This window comes from Rhizobium sp. Root1212, from assembly GCF_001424985.1.
Taxonomy (GTDB): Bacteria; Pseudomonadota; Alphaproteobacteria; order Rhizobiales; family Rhizobiaceae; genus Pararhizobium.
Window position 1 is genome coordinate 29313 of the sequence record NZ_LMDA01000012.1, and the last position, 24369, is coordinate 53681.

22 protein-coding genes and 2 pseudogenes are annotated in these 24369 nt (G+C 61.4%); 12 read left to right on the top strand and 12 right to left on the bottom strand.

The window, feature by feature from the left end:
• Window positions 1-4 precede the first annotated feature (4 nt).
• From ASC86_RS12280 to ASC86_RS12295, 4 genes are all read left to right on the top strand, one after another.
• Complete coding sequence (locus tag ASC86_RS12280; protein ID WP_056321168.1) at window positions 5-1753, top strand: glycerol-3-phosphate dehydrogenase/oxidase; 1749 nt, start codon at window positions 5-7, stop codon at window positions 1751-1753.
• Window positions 1726-2568: a class I fructose-bisphosphate aldolase gene (locus ASC86_RS12285; RefSeq protein WP_056321171.1), complete on the top strand. Its 843-nt coding sequence runs from the start codon at window positions 1726-1728 to the stop codon at window positions 2566-2568. Before ASC86_RS12280 ends, ASC86_RS12285 begins: the two co-directional genes overlap by 28 nt.
• Window positions 2569-2634: 66 nt before the next feature.
• Window positions 2635-4167, top strand: coding sequence for an FGGY-family carbohydrate kinase (locus ASC86_RS12290; RefSeq protein WP_056321174.1), 1533 nt, complete (start codon window positions 2635-2637; stop codon window positions 4165-4167).
• An 8-nt stretch (window positions 4168-4175) separates the two neighbouring features.
• A complete protein-coding gene (locus ASC86_RS12295; protein WP_056322512.1) occupies window positions 4176-5789 on the top strand; it encodes a GMC family oxidoreductase in 1614 nt (537 codons plus the stop codon).
• A 43-nt stretch (window positions 5790-5832) separates the two neighbouring features.
• On the opposite strand, the pseudogene ASC86_RS26655 reads toward ASC86_RS12295, so the two are convergent.
• Window positions 5833-5928: pseudogene (locus tag ASC86_RS26655) on the bottom strand (integrase core domain-containing protein); the annotation flags it as partial.
• Window positions 5929-6065: 137 nt separating this feature from the next.
• On the opposite strand from ASC86_RS26655, the gene ASC86_RS12300 reads away from it, so the two are divergent.
• The 6 genes and pseudogenes from ASC86_RS12300 (at window position 6066) to ASC86_RS12320 (ending at window position 14482) form a co-directional block, all read left to right on the top strand.
• Complete coding sequence (locus tag ASC86_RS12300) at window positions 6066-6326, top strand: hypothetical protein (protein WP_056321175.1); 261 nt, start codon at window positions 6066-6068, stop codon at window positions 6324-6326.
• Window positions 6327-6715: 389 nt separating this feature from the next.
• The gene (locus ASC86_RS26660) at window positions 6716-7075 is read left to right on the top strand and encodes a hypothetical protein (protein ID WP_244477604.1); all 360 of its coding nucleotides are present in this window, start codon (window positions 6716-6718) and stop codon (window positions 7073-7075) included.
• Window positions 7076-7122: 47 nt separating this feature from the next.
• A complete protein-coding gene (locus ASC86_RS26665) occupies window positions 7123-7710 on the top strand; it encodes a glycosyltransferase (RefSeq protein ID WP_244477605.1) in 588 nt (195 codons plus the stop codon).
• A 189-nt stretch (window positions 7711-7899) separates the two neighbouring features.
• Window positions 7900-8973, top strand: a pseudogene (locus tag ASC86_RS12310) (glycosyltransferase); the annotation flags it as partial.
• 95 nt (window positions 8974-9068) lie between these two features.
• Complete coding sequence (locus tag ASC86_RS12315; RefSeq protein WP_056321178.1) at window positions 9069-12248, top strand: glycosyltransferase; 3180 nt, start codon at window positions 9069-9071, stop codon at window positions 12246-12248.
• Window positions 12245-14482 carry a glycosyltransferase gene (locus ASC86_RS12320; protein WP_056321179.1) on the top strand — a complete coding sequence of 746 codons (2238 nt, stop codon included), beginning with the start codon at window positions 12245-12247 and terminating at the stop codon, window positions 14480-14482. The genes ASC86_RS12315 and ASC86_RS12320 overlap by 4 nt, the downstream gene beginning before the upstream one ends.
• Window positions 14483-14534: 52 nt before the next feature.
• Here ASC86_RS12320 and ASC86_RS12325 read toward each other — a convergent pair whose 3' ends face one another.
• Genes ASC86_RS12325 through ASC86_RS12335 form a run of 3 tightly spaced genes read right to left on the bottom strand, consistent with a single transcriptional unit; the run spans window position 14535 to window position 15830 of the window.
• A complete protein-coding gene (locus ASC86_RS12325) occupies window positions 14535-14996 on the bottom strand; it encodes a hypothetical protein (RefSeq protein ID WP_056321181.1) in 462 nt (153 codons plus the stop codon).
• Window positions 14997-15056: 60 nt separating this feature from the next.
• Window positions 15057-15551 carry a ferritin-like domain-containing protein gene (locus ASC86_RS12330; protein ID WP_056322515.1) on the bottom strand — a complete coding sequence of 165 codons (495 nt, stop codon included), beginning with the start codon at window positions 15549-15551 and terminating at the stop codon, window positions 15057-15059.
• Window positions 15552-15605: 54 nt separating this feature from the next.
• Window positions 15606-15830: a hypothetical protein gene (locus tag ASC86_RS12335; protein ID WP_056321184.1), complete on the bottom strand. Its 225-nt coding sequence runs from the start codon at window positions 15828-15830 to the stop codon at window positions 15606-15608.
• A 216-nt stretch (window positions 15831-16046) separates the two neighbouring features.
• On the opposite strand from ASC86_RS12335, the gene ASC86_RS12340 reads away from it, so the two are divergent.
• Window positions 16047-16529: a pyridoxamine 5'-phosphate oxidase family protein gene (locus ASC86_RS12340; protein WP_056321186.1), complete on the top strand. Its 483-nt coding sequence runs from the start codon at window positions 16047-16049 to the stop codon at window positions 16527-16529.
• 297 nt (window positions 16530-16826) lie between these two features.
• On the opposite strand, the gene ASC86_RS12345 is transcribed toward ASC86_RS12340, so the two are convergent.
• The 5 genes from ASC86_RS12345 to ASC86_RS12365 all read right to left on the bottom strand — a co-directional run bounded on the left by ASC86_RS12345 (window position 16827) and on the right by ASC86_RS12365 (window position 19722).
• Window positions 16827-17168, bottom strand: coding sequence for a hypothetical protein (locus ASC86_RS12345; protein ID WP_056321189.1), 342 nt, complete (start codon window positions 17166-17168; stop codon window positions 16827-16829).
• Between the two features lie 246 nt (window positions 17169-17414).
• On the bottom strand, window positions 17415-17795 hold the full coding sequence (locus tag ASC86_RS12350) for a DUF6481 family protein (protein WP_056321191.1): 381 nt from the start codon (window positions 17793-17795) through the stop codon (window positions 17415-17417).
• A 33-nt stretch (window positions 17796-17828) separates the two neighbouring features.
• Complete coding sequence (locus tag ASC86_RS12355) at window positions 17829-18053, bottom strand: hypothetical protein (RefSeq protein WP_056321194.1); 225 nt, start codon at window positions 18051-18053, stop codon at window positions 17829-17831.
• A gap of 134 nt (window positions 18054-18187) precedes the next feature.
• Window positions 18188-18397: a cold-shock protein gene (locus tag ASC86_RS12360; protein WP_056321197.1), complete on the bottom strand. Its 210-nt coding sequence runs from the start codon at window positions 18395-18397 to the stop codon at window positions 18188-18190.
• A gap of 248 nt (window positions 18398-18645) precedes the next feature.
• Window positions 18646-19722: a histidine kinase dimerization/phosphoacceptor domain -containing protein gene (locus ASC86_RS12365; protein WP_056321201.1), complete on the bottom strand. Its 1077-nt coding sequence runs from the start codon at window positions 19720-19722 to the stop codon at window positions 18646-18648.
• A gap of 252 nt (window positions 19723-19974) precedes the next feature.
• Between ASC86_RS12365 and ASC86_RS12370 the strand changes: the two genes are divergently transcribed.
• A complete protein-coding gene (locus tag ASC86_RS12370; protein ID WP_056321204.1) occupies window positions 19975-20361 on the top strand; it encodes a hypothetical protein in 387 nt (128 codons plus the stop codon).
• A gap of 60 nt (window positions 20362-20421) precedes the next feature.
• On the opposite strand, the gene catE is transcribed toward ASC86_RS12370, so the two are convergent.
• From catE to ASC86_RS12385, 3 genes are all read right to left on the bottom strand, one after another.
• On the bottom strand, window positions 20422-22560 hold the full coding sequence (gene catE / locus ASC86_RS12375; RefSeq protein ID WP_056321208.1) for a catalase C: 2139 nt from the start codon (window positions 22558-22560) through the stop codon (window positions 20422-20424).
• A 91-nt stretch (window positions 22561-22651) separates the two neighbouring features.
• Window positions 22652-23158: a ferritin-like domain-containing protein gene (locus tag ASC86_RS12380; protein ID WP_056322518.1), complete on the bottom strand. Its 507-nt coding sequence runs from the start codon at window positions 23156-23158 to the stop codon at window positions 22652-22654.
• 108 nt (window positions 23159-23266) lie between these two features.
• Window positions 23267-24355: a PHB depolymerase family esterase gene (locus ASC86_RS12385; RefSeq protein ID WP_056321211.1), complete on the bottom strand. Its 1089-nt coding sequence runs from the start codon at window positions 24353-24355 to the stop codon at window positions 23267-23269.
• Window positions 24356-24369 lie beyond the last annotated feature (14 nt).

A 24369-nucleotide genomic window follows, 5' to 3' on the forward strand; every position in this document is an offset into this window, starting at 1 on the left:
CATCATGAACCGTGAAGAGACATTGGACGGGCTCCGCAAGAGCCCGAAGGTGGACGTGTGCGTCCTCGGCGGCGGCATCAACGGGCTCAGCGTCTTTCGGGAGCTGGCGCTGCAAGGTGTCAACGTGCTGCTTGTCGAGAAGAGCGACTATTGCTCCGGCGCCAGCGCCGCGCTGTCGCGCATGGTGCATGGCGGGCTGCGTTATCTCGAAAACGGCGAGTTCAGCCTTGTCCGGGAATCGCTGGTCGAGCGCGACCGGCTGCTGCGCAACGCGCCGCATTACGTCGCACCGCTGCCGACAACCGTTCCGATCTTCGACGTTTTCTCAGGGCTCGGCAACGGCATCGTGCGCTTCCTCGGTCTCACCCGCCGCCCGAGCCGTCGCGGCGCCATCGCCATCAAGGCGGGGCTCGGCATCTATGATTTTCTGACCCGCAAACGCGCATTGATGCCGAAGCATCAGTTTCGCGGTCGTCGCAGCACACTTGCCAAATGGCCTGCGCTCAATTCCGCGATCCGCAATTCCGCGACCTATTACGACGCATGGGTCAGTCACCCGGAGCGCGTCGGTATAGAAATCTTGCGCGACGGGCTCTCTGCCGGCTCGAATGCCGCTGCTTTGAATTACGCAACGATCGAGCAAGCCCCGGCCGGAGGTTTCCTGCTGCGCGACGACGTCTCCAGCGAGGGGCTAACGATCAAGCCGTCTCTTATCATCAACGCCACCGGCGGCTGGATCGATATCGCCAACGGCACGCTCTTTCCGGAAGGCGCACGGCCCGCGCCGCTGATGGGCGGCACGAAGGGCTCGCACCTGATCATCGATCATCCCGGCCTGCGCGACATGCTCGACGGCCACATGATCTACTACGAGAACGAAGACGGACGCATCTGCATCCTGTTTCCCTATCTCGGCAAGGTGCTGGTCGGTTCGACGGACATCCGGGTGAACGACCCCGGAACTGTGCGCTGCGAGGCAGACGAACGGGAGTATATCCTGCAATCGCTCGCCTTCGTCTTGCCGGGCATCGTCATTCGGCCGGAAGAGATTGTCTTCCAGTTTGCTGGCGTGCGACCGTTGCCCGCCAGCAAGGACAGTTTTACCGGCCGCATTCCGCGCGATCATTTCTGCACGATGCTCGAAGGCAGAGATGGCGGTCCCCCGGTGCTCTGCATGATCGGCGGCAAGTGGACGACCTTTCGTTCCTTCGGGGAACTCGCCGCCGACATGGCGCTGGAACGGCTTGGCTTGCCGCGCCGGCTGGATACAGCCGAACGCACGTTCGGGGGAGGGCGCGGTTTTCCTGACGATCGCGATGAATGGCTGCGGCAGCTTGCCGCCGCGACTGGCCTTGCCGCCGATCGTGTCGCCACGCTCTTCACACGCTATGGCACCGATGCCGCCGAGATCGCCCAATTTATGTCGGTGGCAGCGGATGAGGCCTTGCCCCACGCCGACTACAGCGCCCGCGAACTTATCCATCTCATCCGCTCCGAGGCCGTCGAGCATCTGGACGACCTGCTTCTGCGGCGCACGACGCTGGCCGTCGGCGGCGAGCTTTCGCTTGAAATGACCGACGCCGCCCTTGCCCTCCTCGCCGCAGAGAAGGGTTGGCCGCCCCAGCGCGCGGCCGAAGAGCGCACCCGTTTTCTGACCCTCCTGAACGACCGTCACGGTGTCACGGAGGAAACCCTTTCCGCAAGGAACGAACAAAGGAGTGAACTATGCGAGACATCAGCAAGGTCCGGATGAACCGGCTGTTCGGCAACGGCCGTTGCCTGGATGTGGCGATCGATCATGGCGTCTGCAACGAGCCATCCTTCCTCGACGGGCTGGAGAACGTGCCGGCGGTGGTGAAGGCGCTGGTCGACGCGAAACCCGATGCGATCCAGATGAATTACGGCCAGGCCGACCTTCTGCAGGACCTGCCGGGCAGGGACAAGCCCGCGTTGGTCATGCGCATCGACATGGGTAATCCCTATAACCGCATCCGTCACCGGGATATGTGGGCCGTGCTGCAGAACGAAGCCGAGCCGCTGATCGGCGCGCTGCAGATGGATGCCGCCTGTGTCGTGGTCAATCTGTTCATGCTGCCGGACGAGCCGTATCTGTTCCGCCAGTGCGTCCAGAACATCGCCCGCGTCCGCGCCGATTGCGAAAAATACGGCATGCCGCTGATGATCGAACCGCTGGTGATGCAGCCGGTAACGGAGCGCGGCGGCTATATGGTCGATGGCGATGCAGAGAAGATCGTGACGCTGACGCGGCTTGCCCGCGAAATGGGGGCAGATATCGTCAAGGCCGACCCGACGACCAACCCGGAGGATTTCCACCGCGTAGTCGAGGCGGCGCGTTGCCCGGTTCTGGTGCGCGGCGGCGGCAAGGAAGACCTGTCCGCCGTCTTCGCCAAATCCGCCGCCCTGATGCGGCAGGGCGCGATGGGCATGGTTTACGGGCGCAATATCTACCAGCATGCCAATCCAAGCGCCGTCGTGCGCGGCCTGATGGCGATCATCCATGAAGACGCGAGCGGCGAAGAGGCCTTCGCGCGGTATCGGCAGGGGTGATGAAAGCGGGTCTGGGCTTTCGGCCCGAACCACGTAAAACTGTCAGAACCTTGGGAGGGGTTCGGAATGCAAAAATACCTGTTGGGCCTCGATGCCGGAAACACCGTCATCAAGGCGGTGATCTTCGATCTCGAGGGCCGGGAAGTGGCCTATGCCGGGGAGGAAGGTCATAGTCGCATGCCGTGCCCCGGCCATGTGGAGCGCGACCTCGGCGAACTCTGGGCCAATGCCAGGCGGGTGATCCGCACCTGCCTCGACAAGGCAGGTATCGCGGCGACGGACATCGCCGCGATCGGCTGCGCGGGCCACGGCAACGGGCTCTATGCGCTCGATCGCGACGGCCAGCCGCTTCTGGGTATCCAGTCGCTCGATACGCGTGCGACCGGGCTTGTTGAAGAATGGGCGAGCGAGGGGGTCGGCGACCGCACAGTGCCGATCGCTCGCCAGCGCCCCTGGCCCTCCCAGACGCCGACGCTGCTCGCCTGGCTGAAACGCCATCGTCCCGAGCTTTTCCAGCGCATCGGGACAGTGTTCTTCTCCAAGGATTTCGTCGTCAACCGGCTGACGGGAAACCGTGTCAGCGAGGTTTCCGACGTGTCCGGCGCCGGTTTGCTAAATCTCGCCGCCCGCCGCTACGACAGAACGCTGATGGCCGCCTACGGGCTTGCCGACAGCATGCATATGCTGCCGCCGCTGATCGAAAGCGCCGATATCGCAGGGCATGTAACGGAAGACGCGGCGGCCGAGACCGGGCTTGCGGCGGGCACGCCGGTTGTTGGCGGGCTGTTCGATGTCGTGGCGTCGGCGCTCGGCTCGGGCGTGTCGCGCACCGGCAGCGCCTCGATCATTGCCGGCACCTGGAGCATCAATCAGGTGATCATCGATGGCCCGGACCTTGACGGCCCGGTTTTCATGTCCTCCACCTTCGATCGCAGCCGCTACATGGCGATGGAAAACAGCGCCACGTCGGCCGCCAATCTCGAATGGCTGGTGCGGGAATTCTTCGAGGGCGAGCATCATCAGGAGGGCGTTTCGCCCTTCGATGCGGCCAGCGCGCTCGCGGCCGCCGTCACGCCGGCTGCGGATGATCCGCTCTATCACCCCTATCTCTATGGCGCTCAGCAGGATGGCCATGCGCGGGCAGGTTTCTATGGCATGGCTGGCTGGCACACCAAGGGACATTTGATCCGCGCGCTTCTGGAAGGTGTCGCCTTCGGTCATCGTCAGCACATCGAGACCATCCGCAAGGCGGGTGCGACCTTCGACGAGGCGGTGCTCTCCGGCGGTGGTTCGCGCAGCAGGCTCTGGCCGCAAATTTTTGCGGATGTGTTGGGCGTTCCGGTCACCGTTGCCGTGTCGCGGGAGACCGGGGCGCTCGGAGCTGCGATTGCGGCCGGGACGGGTGTCGGGCTGTTTGCCGATTTCACCCAAGGAGCCACCGCCATGGTGCGAATCGATCGGCTTTATCAGCCCAATGCTGCGCTCTCGGCCCACTACGCCCGCCGTTACGAGCTTTACAAGGATATCAACGAGGCGATGACGCCGTTGTGGCGGCGGCTTTCGCAGAAGCAAAGCCTCGCAACAGGAGTTGCAGCGTGACCATGCCCATGAATGAAATGCCTGTGGATGAAGGCGTTTACGATTTCATCGTCATCGGTGCTGGGTCGGCCGGCTGCGTGCTGGCAAACCGGCTTTCGGCCGATCCGGGAAACCGGGTGCTGCTGCTCGAGGCCGGTGGCTCGGATCGGTATCACTGGGTGCATGTGCCGATCGGTTACCTCTATTGCATGGGCAATCCGCGCACCGACTGGATGATGAGGACGGCAGCCGAGGCCGGTCTCAATGGCCGGACGCTCAACTATCCACGGGGAAAGGTGCTCGGCGGCTGCTCGTCGATCAACGGCATGATCTACATGCGCGGGCAGGCGGCGGACTACGACGGTTGGCGACAGGCGGGCAATGCCGGTTGGGGCTGGGATGACGTGCTGCCCTTTTTCCTGAAATCGGAAGACAATTATCGCGGAACATCAGCCTTGCACGGGGCGGGAGGCGAGTGGCGCGTCGAACGCCAGCGGCTGTCCTGGCCGATCCTCGATGCTTTCCGCGATGCGGCCGAGGAACTCGGTATCCGCAAGACCGACGATTTCAACGACGGCGACAATGAAGGGTCCGGCTATTTCGAGGTCAATCAAAAGGGCGGCCTGCGCTGGAACACGACGAAAGCCTTCCTGCGCCCGGCGATGAAGCGGAAGAACCTGCGCGTGCTGACGGGCGCGGAGACCGAGCGGCTGGAGTTCGATGGCAAGGCTGTATCCGGCGTGCGCTTTCGCCTCAATGGCCGCTCCTGCGTCGCCCGCGCGTCGCGCGAGGTCATTGTGTCTGCAGGTTCGATCAACTCGCCGAAAATTCTAGAGCTTTCGGGCGTCGGGCGGCCGGATGTGCTGTCGAGCCTCGGCATTCCCCTGCATCACGCGCTTCAGGGTGTCGGCGAAAACCTGCAAGATCACTTGCAGATCCGAACCGTCTTCAAGATAGAGGGCGCGCGCACGCTTAACCAGCTTTACCATAACCTGTTTAGCCGTGTCGGCATGGGTTTGCAGTATGCTATCAGCCGTTCCGGCCCGCTCTCGATGGCGCCAAGCCAGCTCGGGATTTTTGCCAAAAGCGATCCGTCCGTCGCTACCGCCGATCTGGAATATCACGTCCAGCCGCTCAGCACCGACCGGCTCGGCGAGCCGCTGCATCGTTATCCTGCCGTGACGGTCTCTGTCTGCAACCTTCGGCCGGAAAGTCGCGGCGCGGTGCATATAACGACGGCTGATGCCTCGGCCGCCCCTGAAATTCGTCCGAATTATCTTTCGACCGCGGGCGACCGGCTGCTCGCGGCAAATTCGATCCGTCATGCGCGCAGCCTGATGGAAACGAAGGCTATCTCCCGCTTTCGACCGCAGGAAATGCTGCCGGGCCGGGAATATCAGAGCGATGACGAGTTGATCCGGCGTGCAGGTGATATCGCCACCACGATCTTTCATCCTGTCGGCACCTGCAGAATGGGAAGCGACCCCATGGCGGTGGTGGACGCGAAGCTGCGCGTGCGCGGGCTTGAGAAACTGCGCGTCGTCGATGCCTCGATCATGCCGACGATCGTGTCCGGCAATACCAACTCCCCGGTGATCATGATCGCGGAAAAGGCAGCGGAGATGGTGCTGGGGATGCAATAGCCGGACGATGTTTTCTTCCATCCGGGCAAGGTCAAATCGTCGTTTCGGGTTGCGGTGGCTTGTAACCGGGCGATGTGTGCGGCCGCACGGTATTGTCGTGAGATCGCCAGTTTTCGATGATGATCTTGGTGTCGGGGAGGTGCTTTGAGGGCAGACGCTTGCCGGTGGATTTCGACGTCTTGCCGGATTTGCATTGGAGTGCCATGAAGGGATGGCTGCTTCATGTCATCGCCACCAGGCCCCGGTTTCGGCCCGGTCTCAAAGACGGATACCCACATGCCCAAAAAACAAAAAATGGAACACTCCGAACTTGCCGGCGAATTCACCGAGGATGGCGTGACCGTTCTTGTCGATATTTTTCGACCGGCCGGCACCAACAATGATTGGGCACTTGAGGTCGTGACGGAGGAGGACGATGTCACGACCTGGGAGGAGGGCTTCGCGACCGACCGCGACGCCTTTGACGAATTCCTTGCCACAGTCGCACGGGACGGTATCCGGTCATTCTTCGATAGTGACGATCCTTCGGTGCATTGAGCACTGTTGGTTTAGGACATGACCAGCCGCCAGACCCCAAGGACTTGTCCGTCTGCCCGCGCTGGAGCGACTGGTGATGCCCAGTATTTGGCCAACACCGATCCAGCAAGGCAACGGACCAGGGCGGTAAGCCATGACATTGGCTGCAGTGAAATGGATCAATTTCGAGATTGGCGGGTTTCGAGTGATCCAATGAGGTGATCCATGATCCGGCTGCCTATATGACGATACAGAAAACGGGACGCCGGCGGCTTGTCGTTATCAGCGATTTTCAGGGCGGAGACGCATTTGCGTCGCGGGTACCCAGTGTCGAACAGCATCGGGCGAAATGGTCGGAACTCCCGCCTGGTAATTCGGGGAACGACGGGTATGGTCACGACGATGTGCGGGTGACGGGCAATTACCTCGAGCGCCTGCCGCTTGCCTGCATCAAGGCGGGCATCGTCGACACTGCCGAAATCTGGACGCATTGGCGAGGCGAATGTCCGCCGGTAGAGGATCTGAAAGATGGGCCGTTTCTGGTGCGGCGGTCCTTCCAGATGAACGGGCCGGATGCGCCCTTCGCCTCGAACGACATGCTGGCGCATATCCTCACCTCCGGCCCGCCCGATATCCTCTGCGTCTGGGGACTGGGCGTGTCTGAAGACATCCTTGAGGCCTGCCGTGAAAGCTATAAGATCTACAATCCATCGATGCGCCTGCGCTGCGCATTCCACCCGATGTCAGCCGGCATTTCGACCTCATCCTGACGGGCGCCGAATGGCAATCGGACGAGGTTCGCCGTCGGCATCCGATGATGAAAACGGCCGTCCTTCCCATAGGACCGGACTTTGCCGCAGACAGCATGTTCTATCCGACGGGCAGCTCCAAAACCTACGACATCATCTATGTTGCCGCGGCTCAGGCCTATAAGCGCCACGATATCCTCTTCAAAGCCATGGCGCGGTTGCCACGCTCCATCCGTGCCTTGTGCGTTTTCGGTTACGGCGAGATGAGCGATGTTTTACGCCGGCAAGCTTCCGAGTTGCAGATCGATGTCGATTTCGTCGGTCCGCCGGGCGTACCGTTTGAGGAGGTGAACCGGCTGATGAACCTGGCGAGGATCGGGGTCGTCTGCGGCGTGGACGATGGGGCGCCGGCGATCCTGACGGAATATATGCTTGCCGGCCTGCCGGTCCTTGCAAACAGCGCGTTGTGCTGCGGCCTTCAGTATATTACCCCTCGGACCGGGCGAGCGGCCTCGGATGAAGATTTTCATCACGCTGTTCTGGATATTCTTGAAAACCTGCCGGCGTATTCACCGCGACAAGCCGTTCTCGATAACTGGACATGGCCGCATTCCGTTGAAAAGCTGCGGGCATTGATGGCTGCTCCGGTATTTTAGAATTGTTCCCGGAAAAGCGGAACAAAGTATCGCTATCGAGGTTTGCATCCGTCTCTCAAGTACGGATGTACAATGAATCTCTCCAGTCCCATTTCTCAGGCCTCGCATGTCGTGTCATCGCGCAGCGCGCCGATGATTTGTTTTTCTCATCTGCGTTGGGACTTCGTTCTGCAACGTCCTCAGCACCTGATGGAACGGTTCGCAAAGGAACGAAAGGTTTTCTTCTTCGAGGAATATATCCCGACCGACCACCACCTTGCCTATCTGGAAATCCATGCTTTCGCGGGCACGACCGTCAAGTCGGTGCGGCCACGTATCCCGCAGGGTTGGAGCGAGGACGAGCGAGAGCGGGCCTTGAGCAAGCTTCTGGACGATCTGCTCGGGCTCCTCGGTCCAGCACGGCCGATCCTGTGGTTCTACACGCCGATGATGTACGATTTTGCGCGTCATGTGGATGCGTCGGCCGTCATCTATGATTGCATGGATGAACTGGCAAATTTCAAATTCGCTCCGCCCAATCTGGCGAAAATCGAAGCTGCGCTGATTGCCCGCGCCGATGTGATCTTTACCGGCGGATATAGTCTCTACGAGGCCAAGCGCGCGCTTCACAACAATATTCATCCCTTTCCATCCAGCGTTGACGCAGGTCATTTTCGCGCTGCCCGGCGAAATGTCGCCGAGCCCCTCGACCAGCGCTCCATCAAAGGTCCCAGGCTCGGCTATTACGGCGTCATCGACGAGCGGCTCGATCTTGCGCTGATCGAGGCCGTGGCAAAGGCAAGGCCCGACCTGTCTTTCGTCTTTGTCGGCCCGGTTGCCAAGATTGCGCCGGATGATCTGCCGAAGGCGCCGAACATTCACTACCTCGGCAAGAAATCCTATGACGAACTGCCGGCCTATCTTGCCGGATGGGATGCCGCCCTGATGCCGTTTGCGCTCAATGAGGCGACGAAGTTCATCAGCCCGACCAAGACCCCCGAATACCTGGCATCGGGACGCCCGGTGGTCAGTACGCCAATTACCGACGTAGTGCGCCACTATGGCGATACGAAGGGTGTATTTCTTGCGCGAACTGCGGCCGACTTTGCCCTGGCCTGCGATGCCGCGCTTGCACTGGCAAGGAAGGATGCCGGTTGGCTGGCCTCGGTGGATGCGATGCTTGCCGGTTCGTCCTGGGACAGGACGTTCCAGGCGATGACCGCTCTGGTGGAAGAAGCCCTGACCCGGCGGGTTCTGGACGATCAGCCCCTCAGGCAGAGCTATCGTCGGGGCTTGGGTGATACCGTCGCCATCGGCGTATCATGAGCGGCGAGCGCCCTCGAATAGTGCTCGCAACCGACAGCATGGAGCCGTCGGGCATGGGCGAGCATATGCTGACGCTGGCGCGCGCGCTGCAGTCGGAATTCGATATCATTATTGCTGCGCCGGATGCGTCCGGTCTGCTCCAATGCGCCTCAGGTCACGGGCTGGCGATCAAGTCGATCGACGAGATGGCGTCGTTCGAACACTGGCTCCGGTCCGGCAGCGTATCGCTGCTCCATGTTCATGCCGGCATTGGCTGGGAAGGCCATGATATCGCGCGGGCGGGCGTCGCCTGCCGCATCCCTGTCATCCGCACCGAGCATCTTCCCTATCTGCTGACGGATGATGTGCAGAAGGAGCGCTATCGGCAGGAGCGTGCGCTGTTGGCGCATCACATCGTCGTTTCCGAAGCGTCCCGCTTGAGCTTCGAGAGCAACGGTGTCGCTGCAGACAGCATAACCGTCGTCAGGAACGGAATTTTTGCACTGGAGGCAATGGGGGGCGAGAAGGTTCTCGGGTCCGAACTCGGGCTTGCGGGAAAGAAAGTCCTCCTCACGGTCGCCCGGTTTTCCGGACAGAAGGATCACGTCTCCCTGATCCGCGCCATGCCGGCAATTATCGCGGCAGATCCATCGGTGGTCCTGCTCCTCGTCGGCCAGGGCGAGGAACAGGACGTTGTCAGGGCGCTGACCGAGGAGTTGAGTCTCGAGACGCATGTGCAATTCCTCGGCCAGCGGGCCGACGTTGCAGGTCTCATGGCTATCGCCGATCTCTTCGTCCTGCCGTCGCGCTTCGAGGGGTTGCCGTTGGCGGTGCTCGAAGCCATGTCCCTCGGCCTGCCGGTGGTGGCGACCGGCATCGGCGGCACGATCGAGGCGCTTGGAGCGGAACATCCGTTTCTTGCAGAGCCGGGAAATCCGTCATCGATAGCCGAGGCCGTCATTCGCGCTCTTGCGGACCCGACGCAGGCGCAAACCATTGGTCAGGTCGGCCGGATGCGTTTCCAGAGAGGGTTTTCGGCGCAGCGCATGGCCTCTGAAACCCAGGCCGTCTACGGGCGTTTTCTTTCGCAGGACGCTACACAACAAGGACAATGTTCCATGCACAAGACGCGTATCGGCTTCATCGGGGCCGGCGGCATTGCCCACCGCCACCTCGATATTCTGGCCGGCTTCGATGACGTTTCCCTCGTGGCGTTTGCCGACCCGGATTTCGGTAGGGCGGAGCAGGCGGCATCCCGGTTCGGCGCGAAGGCCTTCGCCAATCACGGCGCCATGCTGGAGATGGAGGCGCTGGATGCGGTCTATATCTGCATCCCGCCCTTTGCCCACGGGGATGCCGAGAGGGATCTGATCGCCCGGCGCATTCCGTTCTTCGTCGAAAAGCCGATAACGCTCGACATCGAGCTGGCGGAAGAGCTGTCGGCCGCGATCGACGCCGCCGGACTGATCACGGCTGTCGGTTATCACTGGCGTTATCTCGATACGGTGGACGAGGCCCGGCAGCTTCTTGCAGAAAATCCGGCGCAATTACTTTCGGGCTATTGGCTCGACCAGACGCCGCCCCCGCAATGGTGGTGGAAGAGAGATCGTTCCGGCGGACAGATGGTCGAGCAGGCTACCCATATTATCGATCTCGCCCGCTTTCTCGTCGGCGAAGTCACGGATGTTTACGGGCGTGCCGGTTTCAAGGATCGAGAGGAATTTCCGGGTCTCGACGTGCCGGCCGTCACGACGGCTAACCTCACGTTTCAATCCGGGGTTATCGCCAATATCTCATCGACCTGTCTTCTCGGCTGGAACCATAAGGTCGGGCTGAACATCTTCGCCGATCGGCTTGCGATCGAACTGACCGATCATGACATCATGGTCGACGTGGGGGCCGGCCGGCCCGTGCGGCAGGCGGAGGGCGACCCCGTCTGGCGGGAAGACCGGGCTTTTGTCGACGCCGTCCGCGGCGGAGACAATCATATTCGCTGCGCCTATGCCGATGCGCTGGCGACACACCGGCTTGCGCTTGCCGTTGCCGCTTCCGCCCGCAGCGGCAAGCCCATCCGCTTCGACCCGCCCGCGATCGATCGCAACCCGATGGCCCCGCTGCGGCATCAACCTCGGATCGAGCGACCGAGGGAATTGCCGCCCGGCCATCGCGTCATACGCTCTCTCGGGATCGAGGCGCCGGGACGGGCATACTTCCTTGAGTACGAGGAAGGCCCGCCGGCCGACGGCCATGTCCGTCTGGAAACGCTCTATACCGGCTTTTCCGCGGGCACCGAGCTGACGTTCATCAAAAACACCAATCCCTATTTCCATTCCCGGTTCGATGGTGGGCGCGGTGTGTTCATCGAAAACGAGCCTGACCTTCGCTACCCGGTGCCATTCCTAGGCTACATGGAAGTGGCGCGTGTGGTGGAATCGCGGACTTCCGGCTTTGCGAACGGGGAAGTCGTCGCCACGACCTATGCGCATAAAAGCGGCCATACAGCAGATCCTTTCCACGACGTGCTGGTGCCGGTGCCGGCTGACGTCGATCCCATCCTCGGCGTTTTCGTCGCGCAGATGGGGCCGATCGCGGCCAACGGTATCCTGCATGCCGACGCGGATGCTTTCGGGGTGAACGTGCCCTGTCTCGGTGCCGGTATTGCGGGGCGTCAAGTCGTGGTGCTCGGCGCCGGCACAGTCGGGCTGATGACCGCACTTTTTGCGCGGGATCTCGGGGCGTCCAGCGTCATCGTCGCCGACCCTTCGGAATTTCGCCGGAGCAAGGCCGAGGCCATGGGGCTGACGGCGATGACCGAGGACGACGCCTGGCAGCATGCCAAGTCCCGATTTCACAACGGCGGCGGCGATCGCGGTGCCGATGTCGTGTTTCAGACACGGGCGCATGCCCGAAGCCTGCACCTGGCGCTGAAAGCGTTGCGGCCTCAGGGCACCGTCATCGATCTTGCCTTCTATCAGGGCGGTGCCGAGGCTTTGCGGCTGGGGGAGGAGTTTCATCACAACGGCCTCAACATCCGCTGCGCCCAGATCAACCGCGTGCCGCGCGGATTGGCGCCTTTGTGGGACAGGCGGCGGCTTGCCGGGGAAACCCTCAAGCTGATGAAAAGCCAGGGTGCGCTCATATCCGAACATATGATCACGCATGTCGTCCCCTTCGAGGACGGGCCGCGCTTCCTTGCCGATCTCGTGGAGAACCGGCCGGAATTCCTGCAGATCGTTTTCAAGGTCAACGAATGATACCGTCCGATCCGCCGACCCGCATCCTGTTCGTTTTCGCCTGGCTGGTAGTCGGAGGGGAGGAGACCGAGGTGCGGCTTCTCGCCCGCAATCTCGATCGTCTGCGCTACCGCATCGATGTCGTCGCCTGTTTCCACAAGCCCGGCATGCCCGCCCAGACCCATGAGCAATTGACGGCTTTGGGTGTCGATGTCGATACGACGCCCTACGGGCTGTCGTTCGAGGACACCGTTTCCTATCTGGCCAACAAGATCGCGGGCTATGACGTCGTGGTTTCCTGCCAGAATGTGGCCGACATCTATCCGGCACTGGAACGCCTTCACCTTCGCCCGCCGCTCATCGAGCATGGCGGGCTGGTTTCGGAAGCCCTGGCGGGGCCGAAGCACTTCACCAATCGCTATGTCGGTGTTTGTCGGTCCATTCGCGACGCGGCCGCTTCGCATATGCCCGGCCGTGAAAAGGATGCTCTCGAAATACCCTCGATGGTCGATCTTTCGGAGTTCGATCCCGGTTCGCGCGGTAAAATGCGGGCATCGCTGGGTGTGGACGAAAATGCCGTTCTCATCGGGTGGGTCGGACGGCTCGATCCGAAGAAAAATGTCGAGGATTTTATCGAGGCGGCGGCGCTGTTGCATGAGGATGATAAGTCCGCGCGCTTTGTAATCGTCGGCGGCCCCGATGCCTTCATGCCGGATTATGCCCTCCGGTTGCGGGCGCTCGCCCTGTCGCGGGGGCTGGAGGACGCGCTGGCGTTTCTGGGAGACCGCAAGGATATTCCAGCGCTGCTGTCTGCCTTCGATGTCTTTGCCTGGCTGTCGAAGGGCGAGGGCATGCCGCATGTGATCGCCGAGGCGGGGGCGGCTGGCCTGCCCGTCATCGCCACGCCTGATAATGGCGCTCTGCAGCAGATAGAGGATGGGGTCTCCGGTCTGTTCGTGCCCTTTGGCGATCCGGTCGCCGTCGCTTCGGCCATGAAGACCCTTGTCGTGTCCGCCGCGCTGCGCAGGACGTTGGGACAGGCGCTGCGGCGCAAGATCGAAACGCATTACAGCGCGTCTGCCGTCACGCCGCAATGGCAACGGCTGATCCAAGAGGTGGTGCGCGAGCGGACGAAGGCGGGACGCACCGGGCTGTTCAAGTCCTTCCTTCAGGGCGGGTTCGAGTGTTCCACGCACCGCCTGCGCAGACGCGAGGGCGAGACGAGCGGCCGACGGCTGGATGTGATCGCCGCCACCGGCCATGATGTTCATGCCGCAGACGACTATCGGCAACTCGCCCGACATTCGATCAGGACCGTGCGTGACGGCCTGCGCTGGCATCTGGTCGAAGCTGTGCCCGGAACATATGACTGGTCGAGCTTCCTGCCCATGCTGCGTGCGGCGAAAGAGACCGGAACGCAGGTTATCTGGGATCTCTTGCATTACGGCTGGCCGGATGTCGTCGACATCTGGTCGCCGGACTTCGTGAACCGTTTTGCCCGCTTTGCCGGTGCCACGGCTAAGGTCGTGCGCGCCGAAAGCGACGAGGTTCCCTTCTACGCACCCGTGAACGAAATCTCGTTCTTCTCATGGGGTGGTGGAGATGCGGGCTATCTCAATCCCTTCGCCCATGGGCGCGGTTTCGAATTGAAGGTGCAACTGGCGCGGGCGTCGATCGCTGCCATGGATGCCGTCCTTGCCGTCGATGCAAGGGCTCGCTTCGTCCACTGCGACCCCGTCATCAATGTGGTCTGGGAGCCGTCTCGTCCGTGGGAGCGGCTGGCGGCCGAAGGCCACCGTCAATCCCAGTTCCAGGGGTGGGATTTGCTGGCCGGGCGGATGTGGCCGCAGATCGGCGGCACTGAAAAGTATCTCGATATCATCGGCGTGAACTACTACCACAACAACCAGTGGATACATGGCGGCCCGCCGATCGATATGGATCATCCGCTTTACAAGCCGCTGAGGACGATCCTGATCGAGACCTACGCCCGCTATGGCAAGCCGATGTTCATAGCGGAAACCGGCATTGAGGGGGACCGGCGCGCAGGCTGGATCGAATATGTCGACGCCGAGGTCCGGGCCGCCGTGAACGCCGGCGTTCCCATCGAGGGTATCTGCCTCTATCCTATCGTCAACCATCCGGGTTGGGACGATGACCGGGCTTGCGAGAACGGCCTGTTGTCGGCGCGGATATCCAATGGCGAGCGGTGCGAATACGAACCTCTGAGCCGTGCGATACGCCGTATCCGCTGACATCATGCACGTCTTGTACGGGCGGGATTTAAAGCCGCCCGTATCGCTCTCATCAGTCGTTTGCGGCAGCGGGGTTCTCGGTGCGGCCGCTCGGAATGGTGCTGACGGTCGCAGACACAGGATCACTCGCTGGAAATGACGATTCCAGTCCTTCGTCGAGATGCTCTTCCAAGGTGCCGGTATCCTGTGCGGACCGAGCGCTCCGAAGCGATATGACCGCCGGCGACTCGTCCCCCTTGGGGGGAGAAGGCGATGCGGTTCTCAGGGTGAAATAAGCCGGTTGCGGGTCTTCGGAAGCGAACGATGCATCCATATCGGCAAACCCGGCATTGCCCGTGTCGAAGGTCGCGATCTGTATCATCACGGCCTTGGCCTTCTCTTCGGCATTGAGCCGGTTGAGATGGCCGTCTGCGTCCTTCTTCAAATGGACGGATACGACGTCACCGCCTTCTCCTACGAATTCAACGGTGACGGCCGATTTCTCGTCGTGGATCTGCTTGCCTATGATTTCCATGTCATTCTCCTAATGTTGTAAATCCGCGGCGCGTTTGCCGCGGACCTATTGACGGCGAGGTCAGGCATCGGCCTTCTGGTTGACCACCGATGTTGCGATGGCGGTCAGGGCGAGATCGGTCGCCTGTTCTTCATCCAGCGTCGTCTGCAGGAGGCCGGCCGCATCGTTGAGACCAAGCTCCAGCGCCCAGGTTCTCAAGGTGCCGTAACGGGACATTTCATAGTGTTCGACGGCCTGGGCCGCGGCGAGCAGTCCCGCGTCGAGGGCAGGGGAGCCTTCATAGTCTTCCATGATCTCGGCGCCCTCGTCGGTAATGCCGAGGATGGCATCGCAGGTCTTGGCTTCGGGCTCCTCACCGATGATCTCGAACACCTGTTCGAGACGGTCGATGTGAACCCTGGTTTCCGCCAGATGTTTGGTAAAAGCGTCCTTGAGCTGGATGCTCGTGGCTGCCTCTTCCATCTCCGGGAGGGTTTCAACGATCTTCTGTTCGGCGAAATAGACATCTTTCAACGTATCGAGGAACAGGTCTTCAAGCTTCATGACGTCGGCCATTTTCGTATCCGTTCTTTGGTTGGAGAAATCGCCGGCGGGATGCCGGCGACGCATTCAGGAAACACATCGATCCGATGCGTCGACGAGCGCGGCACGCCTGGTGCCGCTGACACCGCCGAACCAGGCTGCGACTGCGCCGAGGACCAGTGCGATGAAGCCGAGGACGGCGCCGGTTGAAATGGCTGCCGTAGTCGCCTGGGCTCGCGCTATCGCTTCCGCAGCCCTCGTGCGGGCGTTGTCGGCGGTCGCTTCGTCACCTGTGACGCCGGGAGCTGTCATAGTGGAGTTCCTTTAGATTTCACGCGCTGGTGATGTCTTTGAACTAGCCCGGACTACGTTTGTTCCGCGCCCGCCGGTCTTCTTTCCTTAGACGAAAACAGGACACCGAAAACCGGGTGCGCACGACCCCTCTCCTGTCGCGCAAGCGGCCGATGGCGATCATTGGAACCAGAGGCGTTCCAAGGGGTTAACCCTGCTCACAAAGGAGAAAGCCGCATGTCCGAGAAAACGACCGATGTCGAGCGCGCCTACGACCTCATGGAAAAAATCAGGTTCTGCATGTTGGCCACCCGGAAGGGGCCGGACATCCGGGCGCGACCGATGGCCGCCCATGTGGAACGCGTGGAAAACGCGATCTATTTCCTGACGGATGTCGATGGTCACAAGGATGACGAGATCAGCGAACACCCGGAGATTTGCCTCGCCTTCGCGGATTCAAAAGGCCAGAAATATATCTCCGTCTCCGGTAAGGCGACTGTTTCCAACGATCGCGAGAGAATACGCGATCTGTTCTCCACCCCGGCGAAGGCGTGGTGGGACGACGCGGACGATCCATCCATCCGTGTCCTGAAAGTGGAGCCGGCCTCGGCGGAATACTGGGATAGCCCTGGAACCGTCGTCAGCTACATCAAGATGTTTGCCGCGGCAATTTCCGACGTTCGCCCCGATATGGGCGACAATGTAAAAGTCGAACTTTAAAACCGGGGCACGCCACCCGCCGGTCGGGCGGCCGCTCCTTCCGCGCAGCATGTCATATGTTATTGCGGCGCCGCCGGATCGGACTATCGTGGCCGCTGATCGGAGGTGCAACCATGCACAATGATAAACGTAGACCACGCGGACTGTCTCCACGAGGAGATTTTGAGAGTTCCAAAGCGGTCGCCGTAGCCCTCATCGAGGAAAAGCGGCAAGCGGACCGCGTCAAGACCGAGGGTTTGAAGGCAGCCCGCATGCAAATGGCCGCCGCGGCAAACCGAGCGAAGTAACTCTGCCCAATCAGGACAATGTATGTCCGCAGTCGAAGGTGACCTTGCTCAGAAGGTCGGCTGGAACCTGGATATCAGCCATGGCTGCGGCGACGAGTTCGTCGCGCTTGGCACGGTTGTCGTAACCCTTGATCGTCGCAAGATCGGTGTTGCTTGCGGTGGCGATCCGTCCTGCGTTGGCCGAACAGACGCCCGCAAAGGCCTCTACCCGCGCGGTCTTGACGGCGTCGGCGCGTGCGGCGGTCGTCGAGACCCATCCGGCGCTGAACGCGATGATGGGTGCGGCCACAAGGCCCAAAACGAAGCCGACGATATAGGGTTTTGCTTTCGTGGTGTTTTCATTGAACGACATGACTCTATTCCCTCTAATCGATGATTATCGGGATCGATACGGCCCGCGCTCGGACCTGGAGCCAATGGCAATCCGGATAGACCGAGCTTGCGCCTTAATCCAAAAAAAGCAAATGAAATTAATATTTTATTTTATACCCGGCCGCAGGCGTCGCCGAGAACAAGCAGCCTCGCTGTCCCGTTCTCGCGTTCGCAGCCGATGTCGTGCCCGGCGCGTTTCCGCCGGGCTATGTCGATCCGTAAAAGCCTAGGCTTGTCTGGCCTTCCGGTTGGCGTAGCGTAGATCACGCGCGGCCTTTCGCGCCGCCTCATCCTCGATCACCCGCGCGACGCGGGCCTTTTCGGCGCTGTCGCGGGCTTCCGTTTCGGCAAGCGCAGCGGCGTCCGCTGTGGCTTGCCGCTCGGCCGCTTCGGTCTCGATGCGGGCCTGCTCTTCCATTTTGATGCGCTCGCGCGCCTGGCGACGTTCGTCCCGCGCCGCGGCGACGAGAGCGCGTTCGGCCTGACGCGCCGCCTTGGCCGGTGCCGCGGTCAGCTGGGCTGCACGGTAGGCATTCAAGAGGGCCGACTTCGCATCGGCGGATGCCGCGCGGCGGTCGGAAAGCTGGTTGTCTCTGGTGTTCTTCAAATGTCTGTCCTGACTACGGTGTTGTGAAAAGGATCATCGCGCGCCGGCGCGTTTGGCAAGCAGGGCGGATGTGGCCGACATGCGGTCCGACAATTCCTTGGCAAGGCGCTCCTCACGCAGCCGCAAGGTTTTGGCCTCGCGGGATTGGGTCATGGAATCAAGCTCGTCCAGCGCCTTGTCCTTTGCGAAGAACGGCGTCTGGATATGGCTGAAGGCAATCTCGGCCTTCTGGCGCGAGATGCTGTATTTATCTGTCATGGGTGTTCCGGTGGGTGAGGCTCGCCAGGCGAGCGGAAAAACAAAAGGCCAGGCAAATTGCCTGGCCTTGTTTTGGGGTGGCGCGCTTCCGGCAGTGCCAGTACATCCGTGGTCAAAGGAAAGCGCAAACCCGTTCAGGCAGCCTGGAGATTGCAGGCCGACATTTTGCCCGACTTGTTGTCGCGCTCCAGTTCGAAGCCGATCTTCTGGCCTTCGACGAGGTCGCGCATGCCGGCGCGTTCGACAGCGGAGATATGGACGAACGCATCGGCGCCGCCATTGTCAGGCTGGATGAAGCCGAAGCCCTTGGTGGAATTGAACCATTTAACTGTGCCAGTGGTCATGAAGAACCCTTTCGTAGCAGCATTGAGAAACCGCCACGCCAAAGCGCCGCGGAGGATGATAGCGATTTTGAAAGGAAAGGTTCGTTCAGAACGCGGTGCTAATCGCGCAACAAGCAAAGCTCAGCAAGCAAATTCGATGTCCCCTTGTAGCGTGTCCGTGCGACTGCGTCAACCATTAGTTTTCCAATAACGCGTCTCGTTAAAAAGTTGTGCGCGTGTCATGCCTGACGCGCTGTTCCGGCCGAGCCTCAAGCCGTGTCCGGCAGCCGCGACGTGAACGTTGCCCGCGTGATCGCCACTTTCATACCGGCCTCGCTCGATACGATCGCCATGCGTGCGTCGAGTTGTTCGGCCAGCGCCTTGATGATGAGGGTGCCGAGGCCCGAGCCGGGTTCCTGAGCGGCGTTGGTTTCACTTCTGCCGATACCGTTGTCCGATACCACCAGCTTCCAGTCCTCGCCCTGGACCTCATAGCTGACGAGAATGCGCGCCTCCGTTTTCGGGTCGGGAAAGGCGTATTTGATCGCATTGATCACCAGTTCGGTGACGATGAGGCCGAGGCTGACGGCGCTCGCGGAAGGAATGAAGCTTTCGTCGGCGGTGACGTCGATGGTTACCGGGTTGCTCTCCAGCACGATGGACGCGGCGAGCCCCGTGCAGAGTTTCCTCAAATAGGCGCCGACCTCGATCTGGTCGATCCCGTCGGTCAGATGCAGATAGTTCTGCACCGCCGCTACGGACATCACCCTTTGATGGGCATCCTCGAGATGATGGCGGGTCTCCTGCGACGTCACGGCCCGCGCCTTGAGCATGAGGATGCTGGCAATGATCTGCAGGCTGTTGGCAACCCGGTGCTGCATTTCCTGGAAGAGGATACGCTGCTGCTGCAGCAGCCGTTCGGTATGCTCCAGCAGCACCTGCTTTTGCGTCTGGGCCTGCCTCGCCTCGGTGACGTCCCAGAATGCCAGCAAAGTATTCGAGCGTTCGGACCCCGCATAGCGCACTGTCCTGGCGCTGAGCAGCATGGTGCGGCGACCCAGCCGCGGAAGGTCGCGTTCGAATTCGAAGTCGGTTATCGTCTGATGCTGGGGAATGACCGTTTTCAGGAGATCGCGCAAGACCGGGATATCCCATTGCTTGTCGTCGAGATTATAGAGCGTGATCCCGTGCGATTGCGCGGGGTCGATATCAAATGTGCGGTAAAACGCATCGTTGGCGGCGATCACGCGGAATCGGTCGTCCAGAACCACGAACGGCTCGGGAATGGTCTGGACGATGGCCAGCGCGAGTATCTGGGCGTCCTGTGAATTTTCGAACTGATTCACGCACACCACTCCCGATAATATCGGCACGGCCTGCGGGGCTCGCAGATTGGCAACGGGCTTTCCTGTCGAGCCTACGCCCAAAATGCGGACGCGACCAACACAATCACGTGTCCCGGACGGAACGGCGAATGCACCTCGATTGAACGCTTGCTAACGACGCGCGGCAGGCTCACACTGGCCGCTTCAGCAGCCATGTCACGGGCGCTGCTGCTTGAGGGTTTGTTACCCTGGCCCCGACCGCGGGAGGACGACATGTCTTCCGATGACGCAATGTCGACGCTTTCATCGAGCGAAATGGAGATGATCCGATCCGTGCTGCGTTCTGCGGGATACAGCCCGGATGTGCTTGTCGACGGCAAGCAAAAACTCAACACGGCCACCTTGCTGCTGGTACAATTGGTTCTCTCCGGCGAAGCTTCACCGCATGAACTGGCGGAACAGCTGAAGCGATCCTTCGGCCCGTCGACGAAGCCGAGCGTTTTCTTTGCCCCGCTTCTTCCCCGCTACGCCATCCAGGGATTGCCGCTTGTCCGCAGGACTGCCTTTCGTCCGCTCGGCATCCACTTCCGTTCTGATGAAACCGATCTACAGGAGTGGGAAAACGAAGGCGGAGCGACGCGACCACGCACATTGGCGTAGCCGCGCCTCGATGTCGAAAGACCCATGGGGAAGCGCGGCATTGCTGCCGCGCCCGTGATTCTATTTGACCGGCGGCGAGGCCTTGCCGAGCTTGACCGACGGCTCCCGCCCCCAGACGCGCAGCTTGCCGAGGTTCGATACGAAGCCGGAAAGTCCCGTTTCACCGGGCAGGGCAAGGACGCCTTCGTCAAGCGCGTCGGCGATCCCGGCCTTCTCGAGCAGAGGCATGGCCGAGGAGTCATAGCCGATGAACTTGCAGTGCTGGAAGGCATCGGCGACGAAGTCGCGAGCCGTCGCTTCCTTTACCAGATCGTCGATGGCCTCGGCGGATGTCAGCAGCGCGACGGCGTCGAAGAGCACGGAGGGGCCGCCGTCGATCATATGATGCGCCTCGATCCACGTTCCGTCCGACGCCGTGACGCCACCGACCTTGGGTGCGATGAATTCACAGACGGCTTTCTCCTTTTCGATCGCCGCCGCCAGTCCTTTCACCAGTTTGGCGTCAACGCCATCGGTGATCAGAATGCCGAGCTTTCGGCCTTCGAAGCGTTTCGGCCCGTTTTCGACGATGCTGAGCGCCGGCGAGGGGTCGAGATCCTGGCGGGTTTGCACGGCGGCATCGGCGGGTTTGGGCATCGACTGGAAGCCGAGCTTCTGGGCGACCGTCGCCGCCAGTGTTTCGTCGATATTGAGAAGATGCGATACCATGCGTTCACGGATAACGGGTCGTTCGACCTTGCTCAGTTCGAAGGTGAGGGCCGCCGCGATATGGCGCTGCTCCGGCGGGGTCTGGCTGATATAGAACTGGCGGGCCTGGCTATAGTGATCGGCAAAACTTTCGGGACGCAGGCGTGCCTTGACGCCTTGTTCTTCCGCGGGGAAGGGGCGATGGCCGCGCATCGGGGATTCACGCGGACCCTCATCGAACGAATTCGGCTGGTAGTTCACCCGGCCTTGCGGGTTGCGCATCGCCATGTGGCCGTCCTGCTGGAAATGCGCGAAGGGACATTTCGGCGCATTGATCGGCAGATGGGTGAAGTTCGGGCTGCCAAGCCGTTTCAGCTGGGTGTCGAGATACGAGAAGTTGCGGCCCTGCAGCAGCGGGTCGTTGCTGAAGTCGATGCCCGGCGGCACGTTCTGCGTCATGAAGGCGACCTGCTCGGTCTCGGCGAAGAAATTGTCCGGCATGCGATCGAGCACCAGCCGGCCCACGGGTTGCGGCGGCAGAAGTTCTTCCGGGATGATCTTCGTCGGATCGAGCACGTCGAAATCGAAGCTATCGGCGAAATCCTGGTCGAAGAGTTGGACCTGCAATTCCCATTCTGGGAAATTGCCGGACTGGATCGCCTGCCAGAGGTCACGGCGATGGAAATCGGGATCGGCGCCGTTGATCTTGACGGCCTCGTTCCAGGCCACGGACTGAAGGCCCAGCTTCGGCTTCCAGTGGAATTTAACGAAGGTCGATTCGTCCTTGGCATTGATGAACCGGAAAGTGTGGACGCCAAACCCTTCCATGAAGCGGAAGGAGCGCGGAATGGCCCGGTCCGACATGGTCCACATAACCATGTGCATGCTTTCCGGCGTCAGGCTGATGAAGTCCCAAAAGGTGTCGTGGGCGGTCTGCGCCTGCGGAAAGGCCCGGTCGGGTTCCTGCTTGGCGGCGTGGATGAGATCCGGGAACTTGATGGCATCCTGGATGAAGAACACCGGAATGTTGTTGCCGACGAGATCCCAGTTGCCTTCCTGCGTGTAGAGCTTGACCGCGAAACCGCGGACATCGCGGGCAAGGTCTGCCGAGCCCTTGTTGCCGGCGACCGTCGAGAACCGGACGAAGGCAGGCGTGCGTTCGCCCGCACGCTGCAGCAAGTCGGCCCTCGTATAGGCGGCCAGGGATTCGTAGGTCTCGAAGAAGCCGTGCGCACCGTAGCCGCGGGCGTGCACGACACGCTCGGGAATGCGCTCGTGGTCGAAATGGAAGATTTTTTCGCGGAAATGGAAGTCATCGACGACGAGCGGCCCGCGCGGGCCGACCCGAAGCGAATTCTGGTCGTCGGCGACCGGCCCGCCCTGGGCCGTCGTCAGGACGGGCGTGTCGTCCTCGGCTGTCTGGTGAAGCTCGCCGCCGGCTCCCCGCTTCAGTTTCACATCGTGGATCGTGGCGGTGTCGGTTCTGTCGCGTGCGGTGGTTTTTCTGGCCATGATGAGGCTCCTGAAGGATGAAGAAGGGCGCCGATGGCGCCGAAACAAAAAGGCCGCCCCGGAAGGCGGTCTGATCGGTGTTGTTCGCAGTCTAGCCGGCTTTCTTCAGCGAACCCTCGGCGTTTGCCGAGGTTTCGCCGAGCGCCGTGAGCTTTTTGTCGGTGGCGATCTCCTCCTGGAGATTGGCATCCAGAAGCGGGATCGCGCTGTTCAGGCCCAGCTGTTTTGCCCAGGCCTTGAGCGTGCCATAGCGGGCGATCTCATAATGCTCGACGGCCTGGGCCGACGAGATGAGGCCCGCGTCAAGCGCGGCGGTTCCCTTGTATTCCTCCATGATCTCTTCGCCTTCGGCGATGATGCCCTGGATCGCTTCGCAGGTCTTGCCGCGGGCCGGCTTACCCAGAAGCTCGAACACCTGGTCGAGGCGTTCGATCTGGCCCTGGGTTTCGTCGCGGTGCTGGAGGAAGCCCGCCTTGCCTTCTTCCGACTGGGCGGCGCGCGCCATTTTCGGCAGAGCCTTCAGAATCTGTTTTTCGGCGAAATAGATATCCTTGAGCGTATCGAGAAACAGGTCGTTCAATGTCTTCTCGGTGGGCATGCCGGTGTCCGATCCAATTTTCATGAGGAAGAGACTCCTACAACCATTGAACCGCAACGACGTTCCTTCGCCTCTGAAAAAAATCCGGGATGGTCCCTGTGACGTCCCTCATTTCATCAACCCGGCTGAGCGCAACGCATTCTCTATCACCATCTGAATGCTGCCTCCCACACCGCCACTCGGCGGCGTTTGCGGGGTCGCCATGCTTTCCGCTGACGTTGGGGCGTGCGTTCGCTCGCGGCGCTCGAAGGATGCGGCAAGGCCCCAGCTTCGTGCGATCAGCACCGTCGACGAAACGCCGACATCGAGCATGAAGGGCGATGCGCTGCCATATCCGCAGGAGGTGTCGATGGGCGTGCCGTGCCCCATACCGGAAATCTTGTGGAGTTCGATCACATCGACGCCGCGATCGTCGCGCCACACCGATCGCAAATGTCCGTCTATCGTCTCGACCTGGGTGGGTTGCTCCGGGACGGAATGTACGCCTCGCCACTGTGCGATGATTGCGGCCGCATTTTGCGGTACCACCGTATTGTCGCTGGTTCCCTGCCAGACGGAAACTGTCGGCCATGCGCCTTCATGGCGGGAGGCTGCGCGCAGGCTTGCCTGCGATGCGCCGGTGCCGGGCAGTCCCTGTCCGCGCATTCGGTCGAACGCTTCGGGGATGGTCGCGGCAACCGCATAGGGAAGGCCGGCGATGATGGCGCCGCCGGCAAAGACCTCCGGGTAACAGGCCAGCATGGCATTTGCCATCGCGCCGCCGGCGGAGAGACCGGTGATGTAGATGCGCCGTTCATCGACGTGGTGTTCGGCAACGACAGCGGCGATCATCTGGCGGATGGACATGGCCTCACCCTGGCCGCGTCGCGTGTCGGCGGCGTTGAACCAGTTGAAACAGAGGTTCGCGTTGTTCTGCCTGTTCTGTTCGGGAAACAGAACCGCAAAGCCGTAGTCCTCGGCAAGGGCCGACCAGCCGGAGCCGGCATCGTAGCCCGCGGCGGTCTGCGTGCAGCCGTGCAGCACGACCACCAGGGCCGGTGCGGCCGGCAGATGTTTCGGCACATGGCACCAGGCTGTGAGGTCGCCGGGGTTGTCTCCGAAGTGATCGAGCTTCCTCAGGATGGAGCCGGTCGGCAAGACGGGGTTCACCGAGCGCATCCGTGCAAGGCGTTCGAGTGTATCGGATAAGGATCTCATGGGAGGACTCCAGA

Bases quoted from the DNA above. Each gene is read 5' to 3' on its own strand.
- ASC86_RS12280 (WP_056321168.1), top strand. From the start codon at position 5: ATGAACCGTGAAGAGACATTGGACGGGCTCCGCAAGAGCCCGAAGGTG.
- ASC86_RS12285 (WP_056321171.1), top strand. From the start codon at position 1,726: ATGCGAGACATCAGCAAGGTCCGGATGAACCGGCTGTTCGGCAACGGC.
- ASC86_RS12290 (WP_056321174.1), top strand. From the start codon at position 2,635: ATGCAAAAATACCTGTTGGGCCTCGATGCCGGAAACACCGTCATCAAG.
- ASC86_RS12295 (WP_056322512.1), top strand. From the start codon at position 4,176: ATGAATGAAATGCCTGTGGATGAAGGCGTTTACGATTTCATCGTCATC.
- ASC86_RS12300 (WP_056321175.1), top strand. From the start codon at position 6,066: ATGCCCAAAAAACAAAAAATGGAACACTCCGAACTTGCCGGCGAATTC.
- ASC86_RS26665 (WP_244477605.1), top strand. From the start codon at position 7,123: ATGAAAACGGCCGTCCTTCCCATAGGACCGGACTTTGCCGCAGACAGC.
- ASC86_RS12315 (WP_056321178.1), top strand. From the start codon at position 9,069: ATGGGCGAGCATATGCTGACGCTGGCGCGCGCGCTGCAGTCGGAATTC.
- ASC86_RS12320 (WP_056321179.1), top strand. From the start codon at position 12,245: ATGATACCGTCCGATCCGCCGACCCGCATCCTGTTCGTTTTCGCCTGG.
- ASC86_RS12325 (WP_056321181.1), bottom strand. From the start codon at position 14,996: ATGGAAATCATAGGCAAGCAGATCCACGACGAGAAATCGGCCGTCACC.
- ASC86_RS12330 (WP_056322515.1), bottom strand. From the start codon at position 15,551: ATGGCCGACGTCATGAAGCTTGAAGACCTGTTCCTCGATACGTTGAAA.
- ASC86_RS12335 (WP_056321184.1), bottom strand. From the start codon at position 15,830: ATGACAGCTCCCGGCGTCACAGGTGACGAAGCGACCGCCGACAACGCC.
- ASC86_RS12340 (WP_056321186.1), top strand. From the start codon at position 16,047: ATGTCCGAGAAAACGACCGATGTCGAGCGCGCCTACGACCTCATGGAA.
- ASC86_RS12345 (WP_056321189.1), bottom strand. From the start codon at position 17,168: ATGTCGTTCAATGAAAACACCACGAAAGCAAAACCCTATATCGTCGGC.
- ASC86_RS12355 (WP_056321194.1), bottom strand. From the start codon at position 18,053: ATGACAGATAAATACAGCATCTCGCGCCAGAAGGCCGAGATTGCCTTC.
- ASC86_RS12360 (WP_056321197.1), bottom strand. From the start codon at position 18,397: ATGACCACTGGCACAGTTAAATGGTTCAATTCCACCAAGGGCTTCGGC.
- ASC86_RS12370 (WP_056321204.1), top strand. From the start codon at position 19,975: ATGTCTTCCGATGACGCAATGTCGACGCTTTCATCGAGCGAAATGGAG.
- catE (WP_056321208.1), bottom strand. From the start codon at position 22,560: ATGGCCAGAAAAACCACCGCACGCGACAGAACCGACACCGCCACGATC.
- ASC86_RS12380 (WP_056322518.1), bottom strand. From the start codon at position 23,158: ATGCCCACCGAGAAGACATTGAACGACCTGTTTCTCGATACGCTCAAG.
- ASC86_RS12385 (WP_056321211.1), bottom strand. From the start codon at position 24,355: ATGAGATCCTTATCCGATACACTCGAACGCCTTGCACGGATGCGCTCG.